This is a genomic window from Moritella sp. PE36, from assembly GCF_000170855.1.
Lineage (GTDB): Bacteria > Pseudomonadota > Gammaproteobacteria > Enterobacterales > Moritellaceae > Moritella.
Window position 1 is genome coordinate 1 of sequence record NZ_ABCQ01000078.1, and the last position, 15,431, is coordinate 15,431.

Here is a 15,431-nt window from a genome sequence, read left to right on the forward strand (position 1 = left end):
GGTGGCAACCCTGAAGCGGCTAAAGTATCGGGTGTAAATGTGCCTATCACGCTCCTTAAAATATATGCTTTATCGGGGGTATTTTATGCCTTTGGCGGTATGTTAGAAGCTGGTCGTATTGGTAGCGCAACCAATAACCTGGGTTTTATGTACGAGCTTGATGCGATTGCGGCTTGTGTTGTTGGCGGTGTTTCATTTGCAGGTGGTGTCGGTCGCGTTATGGGCGTGGTAACGGGTGTATTGATCTTTACCATTATCAACTATGGTATGACCTACATTGGCGTCAGCCCTTATTGGCAGTACATTATCAAAGGCGGCATCATCATCTTTGCTGTAGCACTGGATTCAATGAAATACGCAGATAAAAAATAACAACTAATGTGATAAACACTTAAAAAGACAAAGCATTGTGCTTTGTCTTTTTACGTTTTAAATTAAGATAAAGTGAGGGTGGCTTACATGCTGCACACTCGCCTCTGTGCTATCTGTGCTATCTGTGCTATCTCTGCATACTTATTCATCTGATTAAGTTAAGACAATACAGTTTAATAATTCCTCGAGGTTTACAAAATCACTATTGGAATTATGAGTTATAGCGAACAGGCTTCACATGCTTAGCGTTATGCTTAGCGTTATGCTTAGCGTTATGCTTAGCGTTATTGCACTAAGCCAGATCTGGACATAAACGGCTTAGGGCTAAAACTTCAAACTAGATGTGGTTTGTTATTTCTTTCAGATGGGAAAGGGTAAAATCTGATAACCGCCTAAGTTTAAAATCAGATATTTCAAACTTAACGTCTGTAAATTCTAAGTTCGATGGTACTGCTATAGCTTTAATGTTTGCCGCTTTTGCCGCCATGATTCCTGATACTGAATCTTCAAATGCAATACATTTTGAAGGTTCAACGTTTAGTTTATTAGCGGTAGACAAATATACAGCTGGATGAGGTTTTCCTTTAATTTCATGCTCTGAAGAAGAAGTAGCTTGAAAATAGTGAGCAATATCAAGTTTACTCAGCACTACCGATATTAATTTAAAAGGAGCGTTCGTTGAAAGGCCAATTTTGAGATTTTGATTTTGACAAAAATCTAAAATTTCTTTCACGCCCTCCATCGGTTTACCCTTTTCGGAAATCAAAAACTCCACGCGCTCAACAACTTCAATCTCAACTTGCTCTAAACTTTTACCTGACCAAGGGAAATGACTATACCAAAATTCAGTAACTTCTCGTGTCGTCATTGATGCAGTATACGCCGATAGCGAATCACAGACTTCAACACCGACAGAAGAAAATACTTGTTTCTCAGCTTCTTTCCACATGGGTTCTGAATCAATAAGAATCCCATCCATATCAAAAATTACAGCTTGTATCATAGCGATCCATTTAGAGCCCAATAGAGGGTATTTGTAATTGACTAAATTATATTGACGACACCTTACCAATATAATACTGCAAGTTAAACCCTATCGACCGTTCTCAATTTATGCTTGCAAGTTATGAAAAATGATGCCTACTCCGGACATTACTAAACCTATGGCTAATCGATATCAACCTATTATAAATGGGCTGTTACCCTAAGCCACTTTCGGGCAAGAATTTGTCAGAATAGCGGTTAACTGGAACGCTACAAAATAGGGTTCCTTTCGACTAACAATCAGTGCCTTCTGAAAGTAATAATGCGCCTTCTAATTCAACTCCAAGGTAGCTAGTCTGGTTCTGATCCGCCAAATCTACTCAAGCCGAAAAGGCTTTTTTACGCAGCTTCGTTTCTTTTTGTTGAAAGATTCCATGATGACCTCCTTCTTTATTTGGTCATCACGATTGTAGTTGGAAGGACATGAACAAAGACGTGTTTCAAGTTGATCTAATGAATGTCCGAAAATAACTTTATCAACTAAATCTCTACTACATCCCCCCCTAATAGTGATAAAATCTCCGCACCAAAATAACCGAGAAACTCTATGTTAATCCATCATGTTAACGGCATCGACTGGCTGGTGATTACAGCTTTTGAAGAACTGAAAACTATATTTATCGAAGAAGCTAGTGCGATCACCTTTTGCTTCTCTACCGCCAGCGAATTGAACCTGATTGATCAAGCCAAGCGCACTTATGGATATTTGCCTACACTCAGGGGCGTAATTACCGATACCGGCACTTTTCAAAGCCAGGATAACGAAGAAGATTTGAACCCACAGCTTGCCTGCCTAGTTGAAGGGCGTGGTCGGGTATTTATCTATCACGGCGGCTTTGTGGCTTTTGTGGATGACGAGCAAACCTTTATTACCCGAATGGACTGAAAATTATTCAGTAAGTTGAAATCGGCGAGCTGCATCCCTAGCAAGGAATGGGGCAATTTTGAGTTAGCTAGGCAATGAGTTAGCTAGGCTAGCTAACTCATTCGTGGACAAAAGCTCGTTAGAGTATACCTACCAGAATCCAGCCTTCAGATAACTTTTAGTATTGCAAAAAGCAGAACGGCACCACTTTTAGAGGTGCCGCAGATATAAGGTTTTGGACATTTTCTTTCATAATGTAAACGATTCATGAAGTGATTGAATTAAATTTCTATGCAAAATCAATTTATTTTATGAAGATTAGGATAGCCTCATGTGACAGAGTTGAGTTACCTTCTGATACGTTCTTCTAAGACAGTATGTGTAACAATGCGAGTTAACTTCGGCAGTTTTTCAAGACGGTTTCGAAGCTCGTTCAATTCCGTTATGCCCTCAGCTTCTGCGAAAATAATCATATCCACATCTCCTGAAGTACTATGGCAACTTTTAATTTCTGTATATGGTCGAATAATAACCTCAACCTCATCACAGCAACTCTGGCTGAAGTACAACTGAAAATAGGCAGCAACTTTGCTTTCTTGAGGCGTCAAATCTGCTCGATAACCGAGGATGAGGCCCTTCTCCTCCATTTTGCGAATGCGTTCTGATACTGCACTTCGCGATAGACCGACTTTCCGTGCTATTTCTGCGTTAGATTGACGAGCATTCTCAGTCAAGCAAGCTAGTATGTTCTGATCAAATTTGTCCATTAGTCCGCTTAAGAATTAGTAGTTCGAAATTTTAAGTGTTATGCAATATAGCATACCAATGAGCACAACCGACGATTCGACAGCATAAACAACGAAACGTTGGTTAAAAATGGCGACCTGTCTATATGCATTTTTCCGTTGTTAAATTAAATTAGTATACAAGTATTAGCAGACCTCCAATAAGGATCACACAAGATGAAAATAACCTATGTTGAATTTCCTGAAGGCTTAACCACTGATGGAAGAGATTGGGAAGAGATAAAGAAAAAAATTAACTCAGAAAATTCTGATGTGTTGGTAACAAATGAAATGCCTTTTGGAAAATGGTTATCGGCAAGTAATAAATTCGATGCTCTATGTGCCGAGGAATCTATTCTTGCCCATGACATGGGCATAGACGCTTTAAAGAAACTTAGTATTCCACTTATCCTTTCCTCTAGACCAGTCAAATGTGAGGATATACTAGCAAATGAAGCATTTGCTTTAGCAAACGGCGAATATCATTTTGCACATCAGAAACATTACTTCCCTGATGAGACAGGGTTCTATGAGACAGAATGGTTTCGAACTGGGAAAAAGGGGTTCGATACCTTCGAAAGTGACAAGTTAACCATAGGCTTCCTTTTGTGTACGGAAGTAATGTTCAATGAATGGGCTAGGTCTTATAGGCATCAAGGAGCGCAATTGATTGTTATTCCAAGAGCGACAGAACATAGTATTGAAAACTGGAAAACAGCAGCATCAATGGCTGCTATTGTTTCTGGGTGTTATGTAGTCAGCTCTAACCGTGTAGGGAAAGTTGGTGACGACTTAAGTTTTGGTGGCATAGGGTTTGCCTTTGCTCCAGATGGTTCATTAATATCAGAGACTTCGGAAGATAACCCTATAGTATCGTTTGAACTTGATTTAGAATTCGTAGAGAAACAACAAAAGCAATACCCCTGTTATGTCCGCGAAATAACCTCCCACACAAAAAACAGTATAAGCATAAGCAATTAAGATACGCAGCCTGAGCTTACAGCTTTTACTCGCATCAGGTTTAAAATCGGCATGAATAAGCCGTAAAATATGTAATTTTACTTGGATTCAAATTTGCATTGTTATGCAAATTTTGAACTAAAGGGATAGTTAAAACTTGTGATAACTTTTGGGAGTTTTCGAGTACAGTCCCTCAGCAGTTAGCCATGAAGAAATGTATGGTGATTTCAGTGGTAGGATCTGCCACTGAATAATTACGTTAAGTCGATATGGGGCAAGTTTGGCTTAGAGTTATTGCACCAAGCCAGAGTTGGACAGGAACGGCTTAGTACTTATACTTTAAGGGGTATGGTTCGCATCTGAAAGTATGGCGAAAGATGAACAGGCGCGTGCGGCGGAGGTATTTTGAAAATTCGTAATAGGAACAAAAATTGGGATTGGTTGTTTTTCTGGCGGAAGAGCTCCCCGTTATCTGCTCCACCGCTAAGTCAAAATACCAGTAATTTAGCCATGCACACCACTGACCATAATCAACGAAAAAGTCCAAACGCGTCACCCCAATCGGCCGTTAGCGCCGACAGGATGCCTGGGATACGTCATATAATTGCTGTCGGCAGCGGCAAGGGCGGCGTCGGAAAGTCTACAGTGAGCGTCAATCTGGCGCTCGCGCTACAACAACTCGGGGCGCGTGTAGGACTCGTAGATGCAGACATCCTTGGACCAAGTATTCCCGGCATGCTAGGTATCGAAACAGATGAACCGCCGTTGATGACCCCGGACGGCAAGATGATCCCTGCACAGCAGCACGGTCTGAAAGTTGTATCGATGGCCATGTTCACCGGAGACGACGACCCGGCCGTCTTGCGTGGGCCGATGGTAGGAAAATATCTGAATATGTTCATCGGCGGCGTGCAATGGGGATCGCTGGACTATTTGATTCTCGACCTCCCGCCCGGTACCGGCGACACCCAATTGACGCTGGCACAGAGTATGCCGCTGTCGGGCGTGGTTATCGTGACAACACCACAGGCCGTGAGCCTAAAGATCGCCCGCCGAGGCTTGCGGATGTTCGAGAAGGTTCAGGTCAATATCCTTGGCATCATCGAGAACATGCGCACATTTACCTGCCCTCACTGCGGTGAGAACACGGATATCTTCCGTCACGGCGGTGGCGAGCTAATGAGCCAGGAGCTCGACGTCCCCTTCTTGGGTGCCTTACCTCTCGATATCGATGTCGTTACCTCCGGTGATGAGGGTCGGCCGATCGTGGCGGACCAGCCAACGTCGGTCAGCGCCAAGGTGTATGCCTCCATCGCCACCACACTGGTGGAGCAGCTGCACGAGGCGGTTACCGTGCTAAAACCCTTTGTGTGGAAGTGGGACAGCGACGAGGGCACGCCTGGCTGGATGGAAGACGCGGCACGGCCTGCTGGTTCACAGAAGACCCCGATCGGTTTCCTGCGGCGCGATCCGCGTACCTTATCCATTCTCTGGGAGGACGGTCATCGCGACGACTTCGACGTCCGCGACCTGCGCTTGGCATGTCATTGCGCCCTCTGCATCGAGGAGATGAGCGGACGCAAGCTGCTTGATCCAAAGACGATACGATCTGATGTGAGTCCGCGACAGATAGTGAGCGTCGGCAACTACGCGATCTCGTTCGATTGGAGCGACGGCCATAACAGCGGGATATATTCGTTTAACGACCTACGTGAATTAGGCACGCACGCAGCGGCGACGAGTGTTGAAAATGTCTGATTTCCCGCTTGCGGATCAGCCGATCAGCATTCGTGCGGAGACTTCGATCGCCGACCCCGACACGTGCAAGTTCATCGTGAGCCGTACCTTGCATCCTGGCGGACCCTTCTTCTTCGCCAACAAGGAACGAGCTGCTGGTTCGCCGCTCGGCGAGCAATTGTTTGCACTCCCCGGCGTGGCCAACGTGCTCATTGCCGAAAGCATAGTGACCATCTGCAAGGAGCCGACAGCCTCGTGGTCAGGACTAAAAGCCGCCATAGGCACAGCCATCCGCGCACAATTGTTGACTGGCGTGCCGGCTATCTTGGAGATGTATATTCACACTGACACACAAACCGGTATGCAAAGAAGGTCAGATGCAGAGCTTATTACTGTTATTCAGGGACTGCTGGACAAGGAGATAAACCGTTCAATTGCTAACCACGGCGGCAAAATATCGATAGTAGAAATCCGCCAAGGAAAACTTTACATCAGCATGAGCGGCGGCTGCCAGGGATGTGCATCCGCTCAGGTAACACTGCGACAGGGATTTGAAGTCATGCTGAAAAGGGTCGCCCCCGAAATCGAGGAAATTGTCGATACGACCAACCACGCAGCGGGAAAACAGCCGTTCTACCCGCGCCATGAGGAGCCCCTTTGATAACATCGCCAATCCGTTAACGCTGGAGTTTAATTCCGATGCGCTATTCATTAAATGCAATCGTCATCTGATAATGATAACGCGCTTTATTTAACAGAAACTCCTGATGAACACTTGGACTCCATGAATCATCGCCACCGACCCCCATGTGGAAACCGTCTAACCGCACATAAAGTAGATCCTCTGCGAGCAGTTCATTCGTGTGCTTAGCCTGCGTTACATTAGCCAGACTATACCGGCTGACCGATAAATGAAAATCACCCGCAATGGTTAAATCTCCCACATTGGCTTCTTTGACATCACAACGTAGTCCACTCTCTGTCGGGAATATATAAGGCGTATGCATCGCTTCAATCGAGCTGGAATGACGAGCAATATACGCAGACAACATTCGATCCGGGTAGTTTTCATGCGGTCCGCGGCCAAACCATTCCACATCCTTATTGGTATTAGGTAATACCAATTCCAGACCGACCCGCGCTAACGGAGGCAATGATTTAGCGACATTCAGATCTACGTCAATAATTACCGAGCCTTGCGCATTTATCTCATATCGCCAACGTGTTGCCAGCAGCAGTTTGCCTTGATAATAATGGCCAAACTGTACTGCTAGCTGCACAATATGAGTTAACCTATGCGCTTCGATATTTAAACATTTTACTTGCAGATCATTAAGTCCTGCAGCTTGCCAACGGCTAACCCAAGCATTGTCATCAATATTATCCGCTTCGCTTGTGCCAATATCATTATCAACTGGCGCACGGAAAAAATTGTCTTTAGGTCCCTGCAACAGTTTCGCTTCGCCATTAACCAACCAGTTACTGATCAGGCCCGTGGTTTTGTTTATTTCGATGCTAAAGTTATCCGTCGATACCAAAACAGATTGCTCATTTTCACTCAACGCAGGTGCTGCTGTTTCGGGTAATGATAGAGCGCGCAATTCACTGCTATTGGGGACCTCAAGTTGCTCTGTTGCCACCACAAAACCTTTGTTAGCCCAAGGCTTATCCTGGTTTAAGCGCACTTCAATATTAAGGTGATAATCACATCCTGTTTTTTGTACAGGCACTGTCTCTAATAAGGTTAATCGCTGAGTGCTTTTTGCAGCCACATCTAATACTATGTCACCCGACACGATCACATAACCGTCTTCACTCACATTCCAATGCAGCGTTTCACCATTACTGGTCGTGAACAGATTTTCACTGGTGACTTTAATGGTTAAGCTAGTGTCATCGACATGCGTATCTTTTACTTGAGTAAAGTGGTAGAACTGTTGTGCTTTTTTCACTTCAAAAATCGTTGGGTGTAAGCTTCTATCCGGGAAAATTAAACCATTAATACAGAATTGACGGTCGTTAATCTGATCACCAAAATCACCACCATACGCCCAATATTGTTGACCGTTTTCATCTGTTTTGGTTAGACCTTGATCCACCCAGTCCCATATAAATCCACCCTGCAGCCTTGGATTGTCACGGAATGCCTGCCAGTATTTATCAAAACTGCCTAAACTGTTCCCCATGGCATGCGCATACTCACACAAGATCAACGGGCGATGTTCATTGGGTAATCCTATCCATTTTTTAATCGAAAATTTGGGAACAACATCGGCAGCAGTCGGCAATACTACATCCTCATCGACTCGCGCATACATAGGCGCAATAATATCCGTGGCCGCAGTATTTGCCCCGCCCCCTTCATATTGTACCGGACGAGTGGGATCTTTAAGCTTCGTCCATTGGTACATAGCATGATGGTTACTGCCTATTCCAGACTCATTCCCTAACGACCAGATAATAATACAAGGATGGTTCTTATCGCGCTCAACCATACGCGTCATACGGCGCATGTAAGCATTCAACCAGCTTCCATCATTGGACAGCCGCGACATTGGAAATTGCCCATGAGTTTCAATATTGGCCTCATCCACCACATATAAACCGTATTGGTCACACAGCTCATACCAGGCAGGATGGTTTGGATAATGCGCAGTACGCACCGCATTAAAATTATTTTGCTTAAGTAACTTTATATCAACAAGCATATCGTCATAAGAAACCGCATGTCCCTTTTCAGGATGGTGTTCATGACGGTTAACACCCCGAATTAACAGCGCTTCACCATTCACTTTAAGCTGCCCGTCGGTGATCTCAATAACGCGAAAACCAACGTGGTATGCTTCGAAATCGAGCTCGTCACCTGCTCTATTGATAAGCGATACCACCACTCGATATAAATACGGCGATTCTGCACTCCATTTATGTGGCGACGGTATACTAATTTGATGCTCAACTTGGTCTAAATAAGGCCCTTTTTCATCGATAATACGTTGACCTGAACTTGCCGATATACTTTCAAATACCGGTTGTAATTGTGCATCAAATAACTGTACTTTGACCTGATACTCCTGACTTTGTCCGCTTAAAAAAGTACACACATTCAGTGTGCCATGGTTATAACAGCGATCCAGAACAGTGGTGATCGCCACATCTCGGATAGCAAAGGCGGGTTTACTTAATAAGGTCACATCGCGGAATATACCGCTTAACCACCACATATCTTGATCTTCAAGATAACTGCCATCAGACCAACGCATCACCATCACGGTTAATTGATTATTGTTGGCAAGTAAATGTTCACTTAAATCAAATTCAGCAGCGAGTCGGCTATCTTGAGAATAACCAATCCATACTCCATTACACCAAAGATGAAATGCCGAGTTAACGCCATCAAAAATAATACTTTGCTTACGCCCTTCCCAGGACTCAGGCAAATCAAATTGTAAACGGTAAACACCGGTCGGATTGTCTTGCGGAATAAAAGGCGGGGAATCTGAAAACGGATATTTTAGGTTGGTATAAATCGGTTTATCATGGCCTTGTAACTGCCAGTTACTTGGTACAGGGATTGTGGACCAGTCTTTATCATCAAAGTCGGCACGCATACAACTAGCAGGCACGTTTTCTGGCTTATCAAATAACTGGAATGTCCACTCACCATTTAATGATTGCTGATAGTTTGAGGTCTGATTGTTTAACGCAGCCTGATGAGAGTGATAGGCATGTAATGGTGCATGCGCTTCGGCAACATGCTGATGTGTGACATGCTGGTTTTCCCAATCACGTGCGTTGATTATTTCAGAAAATGTTTTCATGTGATTCCTTTCGCGATGCGCTGTCATGGTCAACCCAAATCAGACTCTTTTAATCGAACAAATAAGATACCTCGATCTATATCACTGTAAACGTTTACATAATAGCGTTTTTTTATTTACTGTTAAGAAATCAGAGGTCGGTAACACCTTCTAATCAACCTGAATGTAAACGATTCCACATCAGCGTGTTCTTGTTTACAGATATGCGATGAAATCCTCGCTATTTGACTGATTTATTTCGAATAAAGGCTTTAATGACATGCGTTAATTTACGTTCGTTATTATTTATATGAGCGCGATGTAAAAAATCATCAACATTAATAATTAGATCGTTTACACTGAATTGGAAAAATGCCTCAGAGTAGATAAATAAACACAGTTTAAGAAGGTAAAATGGCAACGATTAAAGATGTGGCTAGAGAAGCAGGTGTATCAATTGCAACTGTATCAAGAGTAGTCAATAAATCCCCTAAAGCTGGGAAAGCCTCGATACAATCAGTGCAAGCGGCGATGAAAAAATTAAGCTATCGCCCTAACGCTAATGCCCGAGCTCTGGTCAGTAAAAATACCAATACCATTGGCGTTTTAGTCGGTGATGTTTCCGATCCATTTTTTGGGTCCATCATTAAAGCGGTTGATCAAGTCGCACGTGAAAATAATAAGCACTTGTTAATTGGCAATGGTTATCATGATGCAAACGCCGAGCGAGATGCGATAGAACTATTGATTAATAGCGGGAGTGAATCTTTAGTTATCCACTCCAAAGCATTAAGTGATCAAGAACTTATTGATTTTACTAAAGAGGCGCCTGGTCTCGTGCTTATTAACCGCTATATTCCGGAAATTGCTGAGCGCTGTATCGCTTTTGATAACTTTAAAGGCGCTTATATGGCAACCGAGTTTTTGATCAATAACGGTCATAAACATATTGCCTACATCAATTCAAACCACAAAATTGATGATGCCGAACAACGCAAAGCGGGTTACCTAAGCGCCTTACAAGACTATAACCTTCCAAGTCCTGATAGCTATACTCTGGAGGCTGAACCCAGCGATGAAGGCGGAAAACAGGCTATGGTTGCGTTATTATCTAAAAACATGCCCATCACGGCTGTGCAGACCTACAACGATATCATCGCTGCGGGCGTGCTTGCTGCGCTTGAAGAACATAACATTGCAGTACCTGCCAAAATGTCACTGGTTGGTTTTGATAATGGTTTAATTTCTCGCTATGTTCACCCTAAACTGACCACCATTAATTACCCAATTGAGATAATGGCTAAACAAGCTATTCTGCTTTCTATTAAGCTAGCCAAAAAAGAAGAATGTGAGCCTGAAAACATCATGTTTTCGCCAACACTCGTTCAACGTTTATCGGTCAGTAAACACAATTTAGATTAGCTAAAGCAACTCAAGATTCAGAAAGCTGCATCTTGAGTTTATGGCTACCAGCTAAGCGTAAATCACAGCGGATTTAACTCATAAAGACAGCTTAGGCTGGATAAAGTCGATAAACGCCGAAATACGTTTTGCTACAGAAGAAGACTTGTAGTACACCGCGTTGATCTGTTCTCTGCCCGTATTGATTAATTTATCAGGCTCCAATAATGCGACCAATCGCCCTTCTTCAATATCTTTTTTAACCATAAATCCAGACAAACAGGCAATACCGTTCCCCGCTAACGTCAGTTGTCGAACGGTTTCACCATTACTCGAGGTAACAGTGGACGCTAATGTTTCAAAACCTTTTAGCGGCCAATGGTTTAGTATTTTTGGCCCAGAAAAGCCAATCGTTTCATGAGTTGAGAGATCGTTTGTCTGTTTAGGAATACCTCGCCGAGCTAAGTAATCAGGCGATGCCACAATATACAACAAACTTTTCCCTAACAGTCTTGCATGAAGGGTGGAGTCAGTTAACTGACCAATACGAATAGCCAGATCGGTTTTCTTCTCTAATAGGTCTACAAAACCTTCATTCGAGGTGAGCTCCAATTGGATATCTGGGTAAACCTTATTAAAGGCTTGCACCAGTGGCACTAACTGATGAAACACAAACGGACTGGCAGCATCGACACGTAAGCGCCCTTTCGGTAATTCTCCGCGTGTAATAAGCTCTTCTTCCGCTTGCTGAATTTGCAGCAAGCCAACACGGATGGAGTCGACAAATTGGCGGCCTTCATCAGTTAATTCAACACGCCGCGTCGTACGATTAAGTATCGATACGCCAAGCTGTTTTTCCACCTTGCTTACCGCCCGTGATACACGTGCGACTTGAATATCTAACGCCTCTGCCGCCGCAGAAAAACCACCACTATCCACCACAGTCAATAAAATTTCTAAATCATCAGAACGGGTCAGCATTCATTCTCTCCAACATATTTGCTTATTACCCCTATTTATAACAAAAGTAATTTGTCAAAGACACTGTTTTTCACAATAAGTTTGTTATGCATAATGAAGCCATCCAAATGAAGTGCGGTACATTTATTATCGCTATTTTTATCCATCAGACACTGTAAAAAAGAGAATTATTATGCCTTTAGCACTACTTGCATTGACGCTCAGCGCCTTTGCTATCGGAACCACCGAGTTCGTCATCGTAGGGCTTATTCCTACGATGGCGGCCGATTTAAATGTATCCCTACCATCAGCCGGACTTTTAGTTAGCCTTTACGCCCTTGGTGTTGCGGTGGGCGCGCCTGTTTTAACTGCACTGACTGGCAAGTGGAATAGAAAGCACGTCTTACTTGCTGTGATGTCTTTGTTTGTTGCGGGTAACTTACTCGCTTGGCAAGCTCCAGGCTACGATACGTTAATTATCGCACGTATTATTACTGGCCTTGCTCATGGTGTATTTTTCTCCATTGGTTCGACTATCGCTACCGGCTTAGTCCCTAAAGAGAAAGCCGCCAGTGCGATTGCGATCATGTTTACTGGTTTAACCGTCGCATTGGTAACGGGTGTACCTATAGGGACTTACATTGGTCAATCCTTTGGCTGGCAAGCAACTTTTTTAATTGTTGCAGCGCTTGGTCTTATTGCCCTTATTGGTAGCGCGTTATTAGTACCAAACAACCTAAAACAGCCCCCAGCAGCAAAACTGTCAGCACAGGTTAAAGTTCTCACGCAACCTCGTTTACTATTGGTGTATGCGATCACTGCATTGGGTTACGGCGGCACATTTACAGCCTTTACTTTTCTAGCCCCAATCCTAGAACAAGTATCAGGGTTTAGCTCAAGCGCCATCGGTTTAATCATGCTGGTCTACGGGCTATCGGTTGCATTCGGTAATATATGGGGCGGTAAAATGGCTGACAAAATGGGGCCTGTTAAAGCGCTGACGGTGATCTTCTCAGGTCTTGCTGCAGTCTTGGTTGTGTTTAACTTCACCGCGGTGAATCCAGTAGCAGCGGTGACAACCATCTTAGTGTGGGGTGCATTTGCCTTCGGTAATGTTCCTGGACTGCAAGTGTACGTGGTAAAACTAGCAGAAAAACACACTCCAGACGCTGTCGATGTAGCATCAGGATTAAACATCGCAGCCTTTAACGTGGGCATTGCACTTGGCTCTTGGGGCGGCGGTATTATTGTTGCCAAAGCAGGCTTAATGCACACACCTTGGGTAGGCGCTGTCTTTGTTCTCGTTGCGCTGGCATTAACCCGCTTGAGTGGAAAATTAGATAAGAAAGCACTACGCGATGAAGACGCAGAACTCAATCTCGCTAAACAAACGGTGTAATAGCGGCAGTGAATAGCAACCTGGCCAATGCGAACCCAATGCAAACGCATTTGTAACAACTTCGACGTGGTTACTAAAATGTAACTAGTTGTTTAGTCGCTAACTTGTACCTATAATTTTGATATAAATTTTACATTTGAAAAGAGGATATCGATGGCACACTCAATAAAGCTCAAGGCTGGTGATTTATTTCCAAACTTAGAGGCTACTCTATTAGACGGTTCTACTGTCACCCTGGGAAAACCGCAGGGTAATGCAACCTGGCAAGCCGTGTTTGTTTATCGTGGTAAACACTGCCCATTATGTACTAAGTATCTAAATGAACTAGAAGGTTACAAACAGACATTTGCTGAGGCGGGTGTGGATATTTTCGCCGTTTCCGCAGATTCAAAACTACAATTAGAAACGCATTTAGCTAAACTGACAATCAGTTTCCCAATTGCGTATGGACTGACTGAAACTCAGATGAAAGCGCTTGGCTTGTACATATCGCTCCCACGTTCAGAGCAAGAAACGGATCATAACTTTGCGGAGCCAGGATTATTTGTCGTGAATGAAGATGGTGATTTGCATGTGGTTGATATTTCAAATAACCCATTTGTTCGTCCTGAATTAGGCGCACTATCCCGTGGGCTTAATTGGATCCGAGATCCAGATAATAACTACCCTATCCGTGGCACTCTGAACTATTAACTAATGAATCAAAAATACCAGTTATCTGAACTGGTATTTTAAAGTTATCACTTATTTACGAACCTGAATCTCATTTGTTTCCGACCAAACTCGTAAGTCATCTAATATTTTTAACGCACTTCGGCCAAAATCAGTTAATTCATAACTGACTGCAATTGGGCGATCACTGAGCACTTTCCTTGTGACCATATTTTCTTCCTCTAATTCCTTGAGACGCTGATCGACCATTTTTTTACTCGCACCACCAAGCATACGTGCTAAATCATTGAACCGTACTGGTCCATCTTTTAAATGGAAGATAATCGAGCCTTTCCATTTCGCACCAAGTACACGCATGCCCTTTTCTATCGCACACGGTTCGATGCACGCATTGACTACCGTCTTCCGACCTCTTGTATCAGACTTTACTTCTGCTTTCATAACTTCCCCCACAAGGTTACTAAAAGTACACTAGTTTAGTTTAGTTTACACTACAGACCACCATATTAGGCAACTAATCTTAATGCGAACAGACATACATCCAACCGAAAAATGGCATAAGCCAATACGCACTTATGCCAATACAATTCAGCAGAAAATTGTCGTAATATTAGCGTTCACTCGGATGCGTCCAAGTGAATGCTCCAAAGGGTTTGTCCGTTTCTGTGTGAGCTAGCGCATTAGTGAAGTTAGAAATTAACTTCGCAGCCAGTCCCGTCAGCACTTCTAATGCTTGACGTTTGTTGTAGCCAGCATCAAGGAAGGCTTGAAGACGGTCGTCACCAATATGACCACGGCTATCGAGCAACTCTTTCGTGAAATCGTGTAGTGCTTGAAGCTTCGCATCAGGTATCTCAGTACCTTCACGAAGTGCTTCAATTACTTCATCTGGCATTTTTCCCGCTTTCATCATCCAAGTATGGCCTGGCACACAATAATGACAGTTGTTTTCAAAGTTTGCGGTCATAAATACAATTTGTTGTTCTAACGGACTAAAGGTCGTATTGTTCATGAACAGATCAAACGTTGTGTTGTACGCTTCGTAAGTTGCTGGTGCTTCAGCTAAGACTGCATGTAGGTTTGGCAACATACCAAAACCTTTAAGCGATTGTTCAACTAACGCTGTTGATTCTTCTGGAGCGGTCTCTGCGTTGTAATAAGTGAATTCAGTCATTGTTAATCCCATTATTAAAAATTAGTGTCTAGGTGATCTTCAAAGCGTTTAAAGTCGCTATCAATATCAGCATTTTTCATTACATCAAAACAGGCAAACGTAGGTAATGCAGACATACCGAAGAAACGGAAATTTGCATGCATATGGAACATCAAATCATCAACACTTTTACCTTGGAATAGGTATTCGCTGTCATCATTAAATGACTCTTCAGGGGCGTTAAATGTTAGTGACAACATGTATTTAGTCTCAGTACGAGTACCAC

14 protein-coding genes and 1 pseudogene are annotated in these 15,431 nt (G+C 43.4%); 8 read left to right on the top strand and 7 right to left on the bottom strand.

Going from position 1 to position 15,431, the window contains the following annotated elements; genetic code table 11:
• A pseudogene (gene mglC / locus PE36_RS22195) lies at window positions 1–372 on the top strand (beta-methylgalactoside transporter permease); the annotation flags it as partial.
• A gap of 337 nt (window positions 373–709) precedes the next feature.
• Here mglC and hxpB read toward each other — a convergent pair.
• Entirely contained in the window at window positions 710–1,375 is a 666-nt protein-coding gene (gene hxpB / locus PE36_RS22200) for a hexitol phosphatase HxpB (protein WP_006034361.1), read from the bottom strand.
• A gap of 588 nt (window positions 1,376–1,963) precedes the next feature.
• On the opposite strand from hxpB, the gene PE36_RS22205 reads away from it, so the two are divergent.
• Complete coding sequence (locus PE36_RS22205; protein ID WP_006034362.1) at window positions 1,964–2,302, top strand: hypothetical protein; 339 nt, start codon at window positions 1,964–1,966, stop codon at window positions 2,300–2,302.
• 326 nt (window positions 2,303–2,628) lie between these two features.
• Here PE36_RS22205 and PE36_RS22210 read toward each other — a convergent pair whose 3' ends face one another.
• Window positions 2,629–3,048, bottom strand: a complete 420-nt coding sequence (locus tag PE36_RS22210; RefSeq protein ID WP_006034363.1) for an Lrp/AsnC family transcriptional regulator — start codon at window positions 3,046–3,048, stop codon at window positions 2,629–2,631.
• A 195-nt stretch (window positions 3,049–3,243) separates the two neighbouring features.
• Here PE36_RS22210 and PE36_RS22215 point away from each other — a divergent pair, with 195 nt between their 5' ends.
• From PE36_RS22215 to PE36_RS22225, 3 genes are all read left to right on the top strand, one after another.
• The gene (locus PE36_RS22215) at window positions 3,244–4,047 is read left to right on the top strand and encodes a carbon-nitrogen hydrolase family protein (protein ID WP_006034364.1); all 804 of its coding nucleotides are present in this window, start codon (window positions 3,244–3,246) and stop codon (window positions 4,045–4,047) included.
• 384 nt (window positions 4,048–4,431) lie between these two features.
• On the top strand, window positions 4,432–5,784 hold the full coding sequence (locus tag PE36_RS24930; RefSeq protein ID WP_304412106.1) for a P-loop NTPase: 1,353 nt from the start codon (window positions 4,432–4,434) through the stop codon (window positions 5,782–5,784).
• Window positions 5,777–6,424, top strand: a complete 648-nt coding sequence (locus PE36_RS22225; RefSeq protein WP_006034366.1) for a NifU family protein — start codon at window positions 5,777–5,779, stop codon at window positions 6,422–6,424. The genes PE36_RS24930 and PE36_RS22225 overlap by 8 nt, the downstream gene beginning before the upstream one ends.
• Before the next feature lie 43 nt (window positions 6,425–6,467).
• Here the strand turns inward: PE36_RS22225 and PE36_RS22230 are convergent, their stop codons facing one another.
• Window positions 6,468–9,581, bottom strand: a complete 3,114-nt coding sequence (locus tag PE36_RS22230; RefSeq protein WP_006034367.1) for a beta-galactosidase — start codon at window positions 9,579–9,581, stop codon at window positions 6,468–6,470.
• A 393-nt stretch (window positions 9,582–9,974) separates the two neighbouring features.
• Between PE36_RS22230 and PE36_RS22235 the strand changes: the two genes are divergently transcribed.
• Window positions 9,975–10,982 (top strand): substrate-binding domain-containing protein, encoded by a 1,008-nt coding sequence (locus PE36_RS22235; RefSeq protein WP_006034368.1) that lies wholly within the window; start codon window positions 9,975–9,977, stop codon window positions 10,980–10,982.
• Between the two features lie 78 nt (window positions 10,983–11,060).
• Here PE36_RS22235 and PE36_RS22240 read toward each other — a convergent pair whose 3' ends face one another.
• Window positions 11,061–11,942: a LysR family transcriptional regulator gene (locus tag PE36_RS22240; protein WP_006034369.1), complete on the bottom strand. Its 882-nt coding sequence runs from the start codon at window positions 11,940–11,942 to the stop codon at window positions 11,061–11,063.
• 172 nt (window positions 11,943–12,114) lie between these two features.
• On the opposite strand from PE36_RS22240, the gene PE36_RS22245 reads away from it, so the two are divergent.
• Window positions 12,115–13,320, top strand: a complete 1,206-nt coding sequence (locus PE36_RS22245; protein WP_006034371.1) for an MFS transporter — start codon at window positions 12,115–12,117, stop codon at window positions 13,318–13,320.
• Between the two features lie 153 nt (window positions 13,321–13,473).
• Entirely contained in the window at window positions 13,474–14,013 is a 540-nt protein-coding gene (locus PE36_RS22250; protein WP_006034372.1) for a redoxin domain-containing protein, read from the top strand.
• A 51-nt stretch (window positions 14,014–14,064) separates the two neighbouring features.
• Here the strand turns inward: PE36_RS22250 and PE36_RS22255 are convergent, their stop codons facing one another.
• The 3 genes from PE36_RS22255 to PE36_RS22265 all read right to left on the bottom strand — a co-directional run.
• Window positions 14,065–14,433 carry a helix-turn-helix domain-containing protein gene (locus PE36_RS22255; RefSeq protein ID WP_043994982.1) on the bottom strand — a complete coding sequence of 123 codons (369 nt, stop codon included), beginning with the start codon at window positions 14,431–14,433 and terminating at the stop codon, window positions 14,065–14,067.
• Window positions 14,434–14,602: 169 nt separating this feature from the next.
• Window positions 14,603–15,166 (bottom strand): carboxymuconolactone decarboxylase family protein, encoded by a 564-nt coding sequence (locus PE36_RS22260; RefSeq protein WP_043994983.1) that lies wholly within the window; start codon window positions 15,164–15,166, stop codon window positions 14,603–14,605.
• A 14-nt stretch (window positions 15,167–15,180) separates the two neighbouring features.
• Window positions 15,181–15,431, bottom strand: a 251-nt coding sequence (locus tag PE36_RS22265; protein WP_006034375.1) for an NAD(P)H-dependent oxidoreductase, incomplete at its 5' end; no start/stop codon positions are given.

Excerpts from the sequence above, each read along its gene's own strand:
- hxpB (WP_006034361.1), bottom strand. The coding sequence starts at position 1,375 with ATGATACAAGCTGTAATTTTTGATATGGATGGGATTCTTATTGATTCA.
- PE36_RS22205 (WP_006034362.1), top strand. The coding sequence starts at position 1,964 with ATGTTAATCCATCATGTTAACGGCATCGACTGGCTGGTGATTACAGCT.
- PE36_RS22210 (WP_006034363.1), bottom strand. The coding sequence starts at position 3,048 with ATGGACAAATTTGATCAGAACATACTAGCTTGCTTGACTGAGAATGCT.
- PE36_RS22215 (WP_006034364.1), top strand. The coding sequence starts at position 3,244 with ATGAAAATAACCTATGTTGAATTTCCTGAAGGCTTAACCACTGATGGA.
- PE36_RS22225 (WP_006034366.1), top strand. The coding sequence starts at position 5,777 with ATGTCTGATTTCCCGCTTGCGGATCAGCCGATCAGCATTCGTGCGGAG.
- PE36_RS22230 (WP_006034367.1), bottom strand. The coding sequence starts at position 9,581 with ATGAAAACATTTTCTGAAATAATCAACGCACGTGATTGGGAAAACCAG.
- PE36_RS22235 (WP_006034368.1), top strand. The coding sequence starts at position 9,975 with ATGGCAACGATTAAAGATGTGGCTAGAGAAGCAGGTGTATCAATTGCA.
- PE36_RS22240 (WP_006034369.1), bottom strand. The coding sequence starts at position 11,942 with ATGCTGACCCGTTCTGATGATTTAGAAATTTTATTGACTGTGGTGGAT.
- PE36_RS22245 (WP_006034371.1), top strand. The coding sequence starts at position 12,115 with ATGCCTTTAGCACTACTTGCATTGACGCTCAGCGCCTTTGCTATCGGA.
- PE36_RS22250 (WP_006034372.1), top strand. The coding sequence starts at position 13,474 with ATGGCACACTCAATAAAGCTCAAGGCTGGTGATTTATTTCCAAACTTA.
- PE36_RS22255 (WP_043994982.1), bottom strand. The coding sequence starts at position 14,433 with ATGAAAGCAGAAGTAAAGTCTGATACAAGAGGTCGGAAGACGGTAGTC.
- PE36_RS22260 (WP_043994983.1), bottom strand. The coding sequence starts at position 15,166 with ATGACTGAATTCACTTATTACAACGCAGAGACCGCTCCAGAAGAATCA.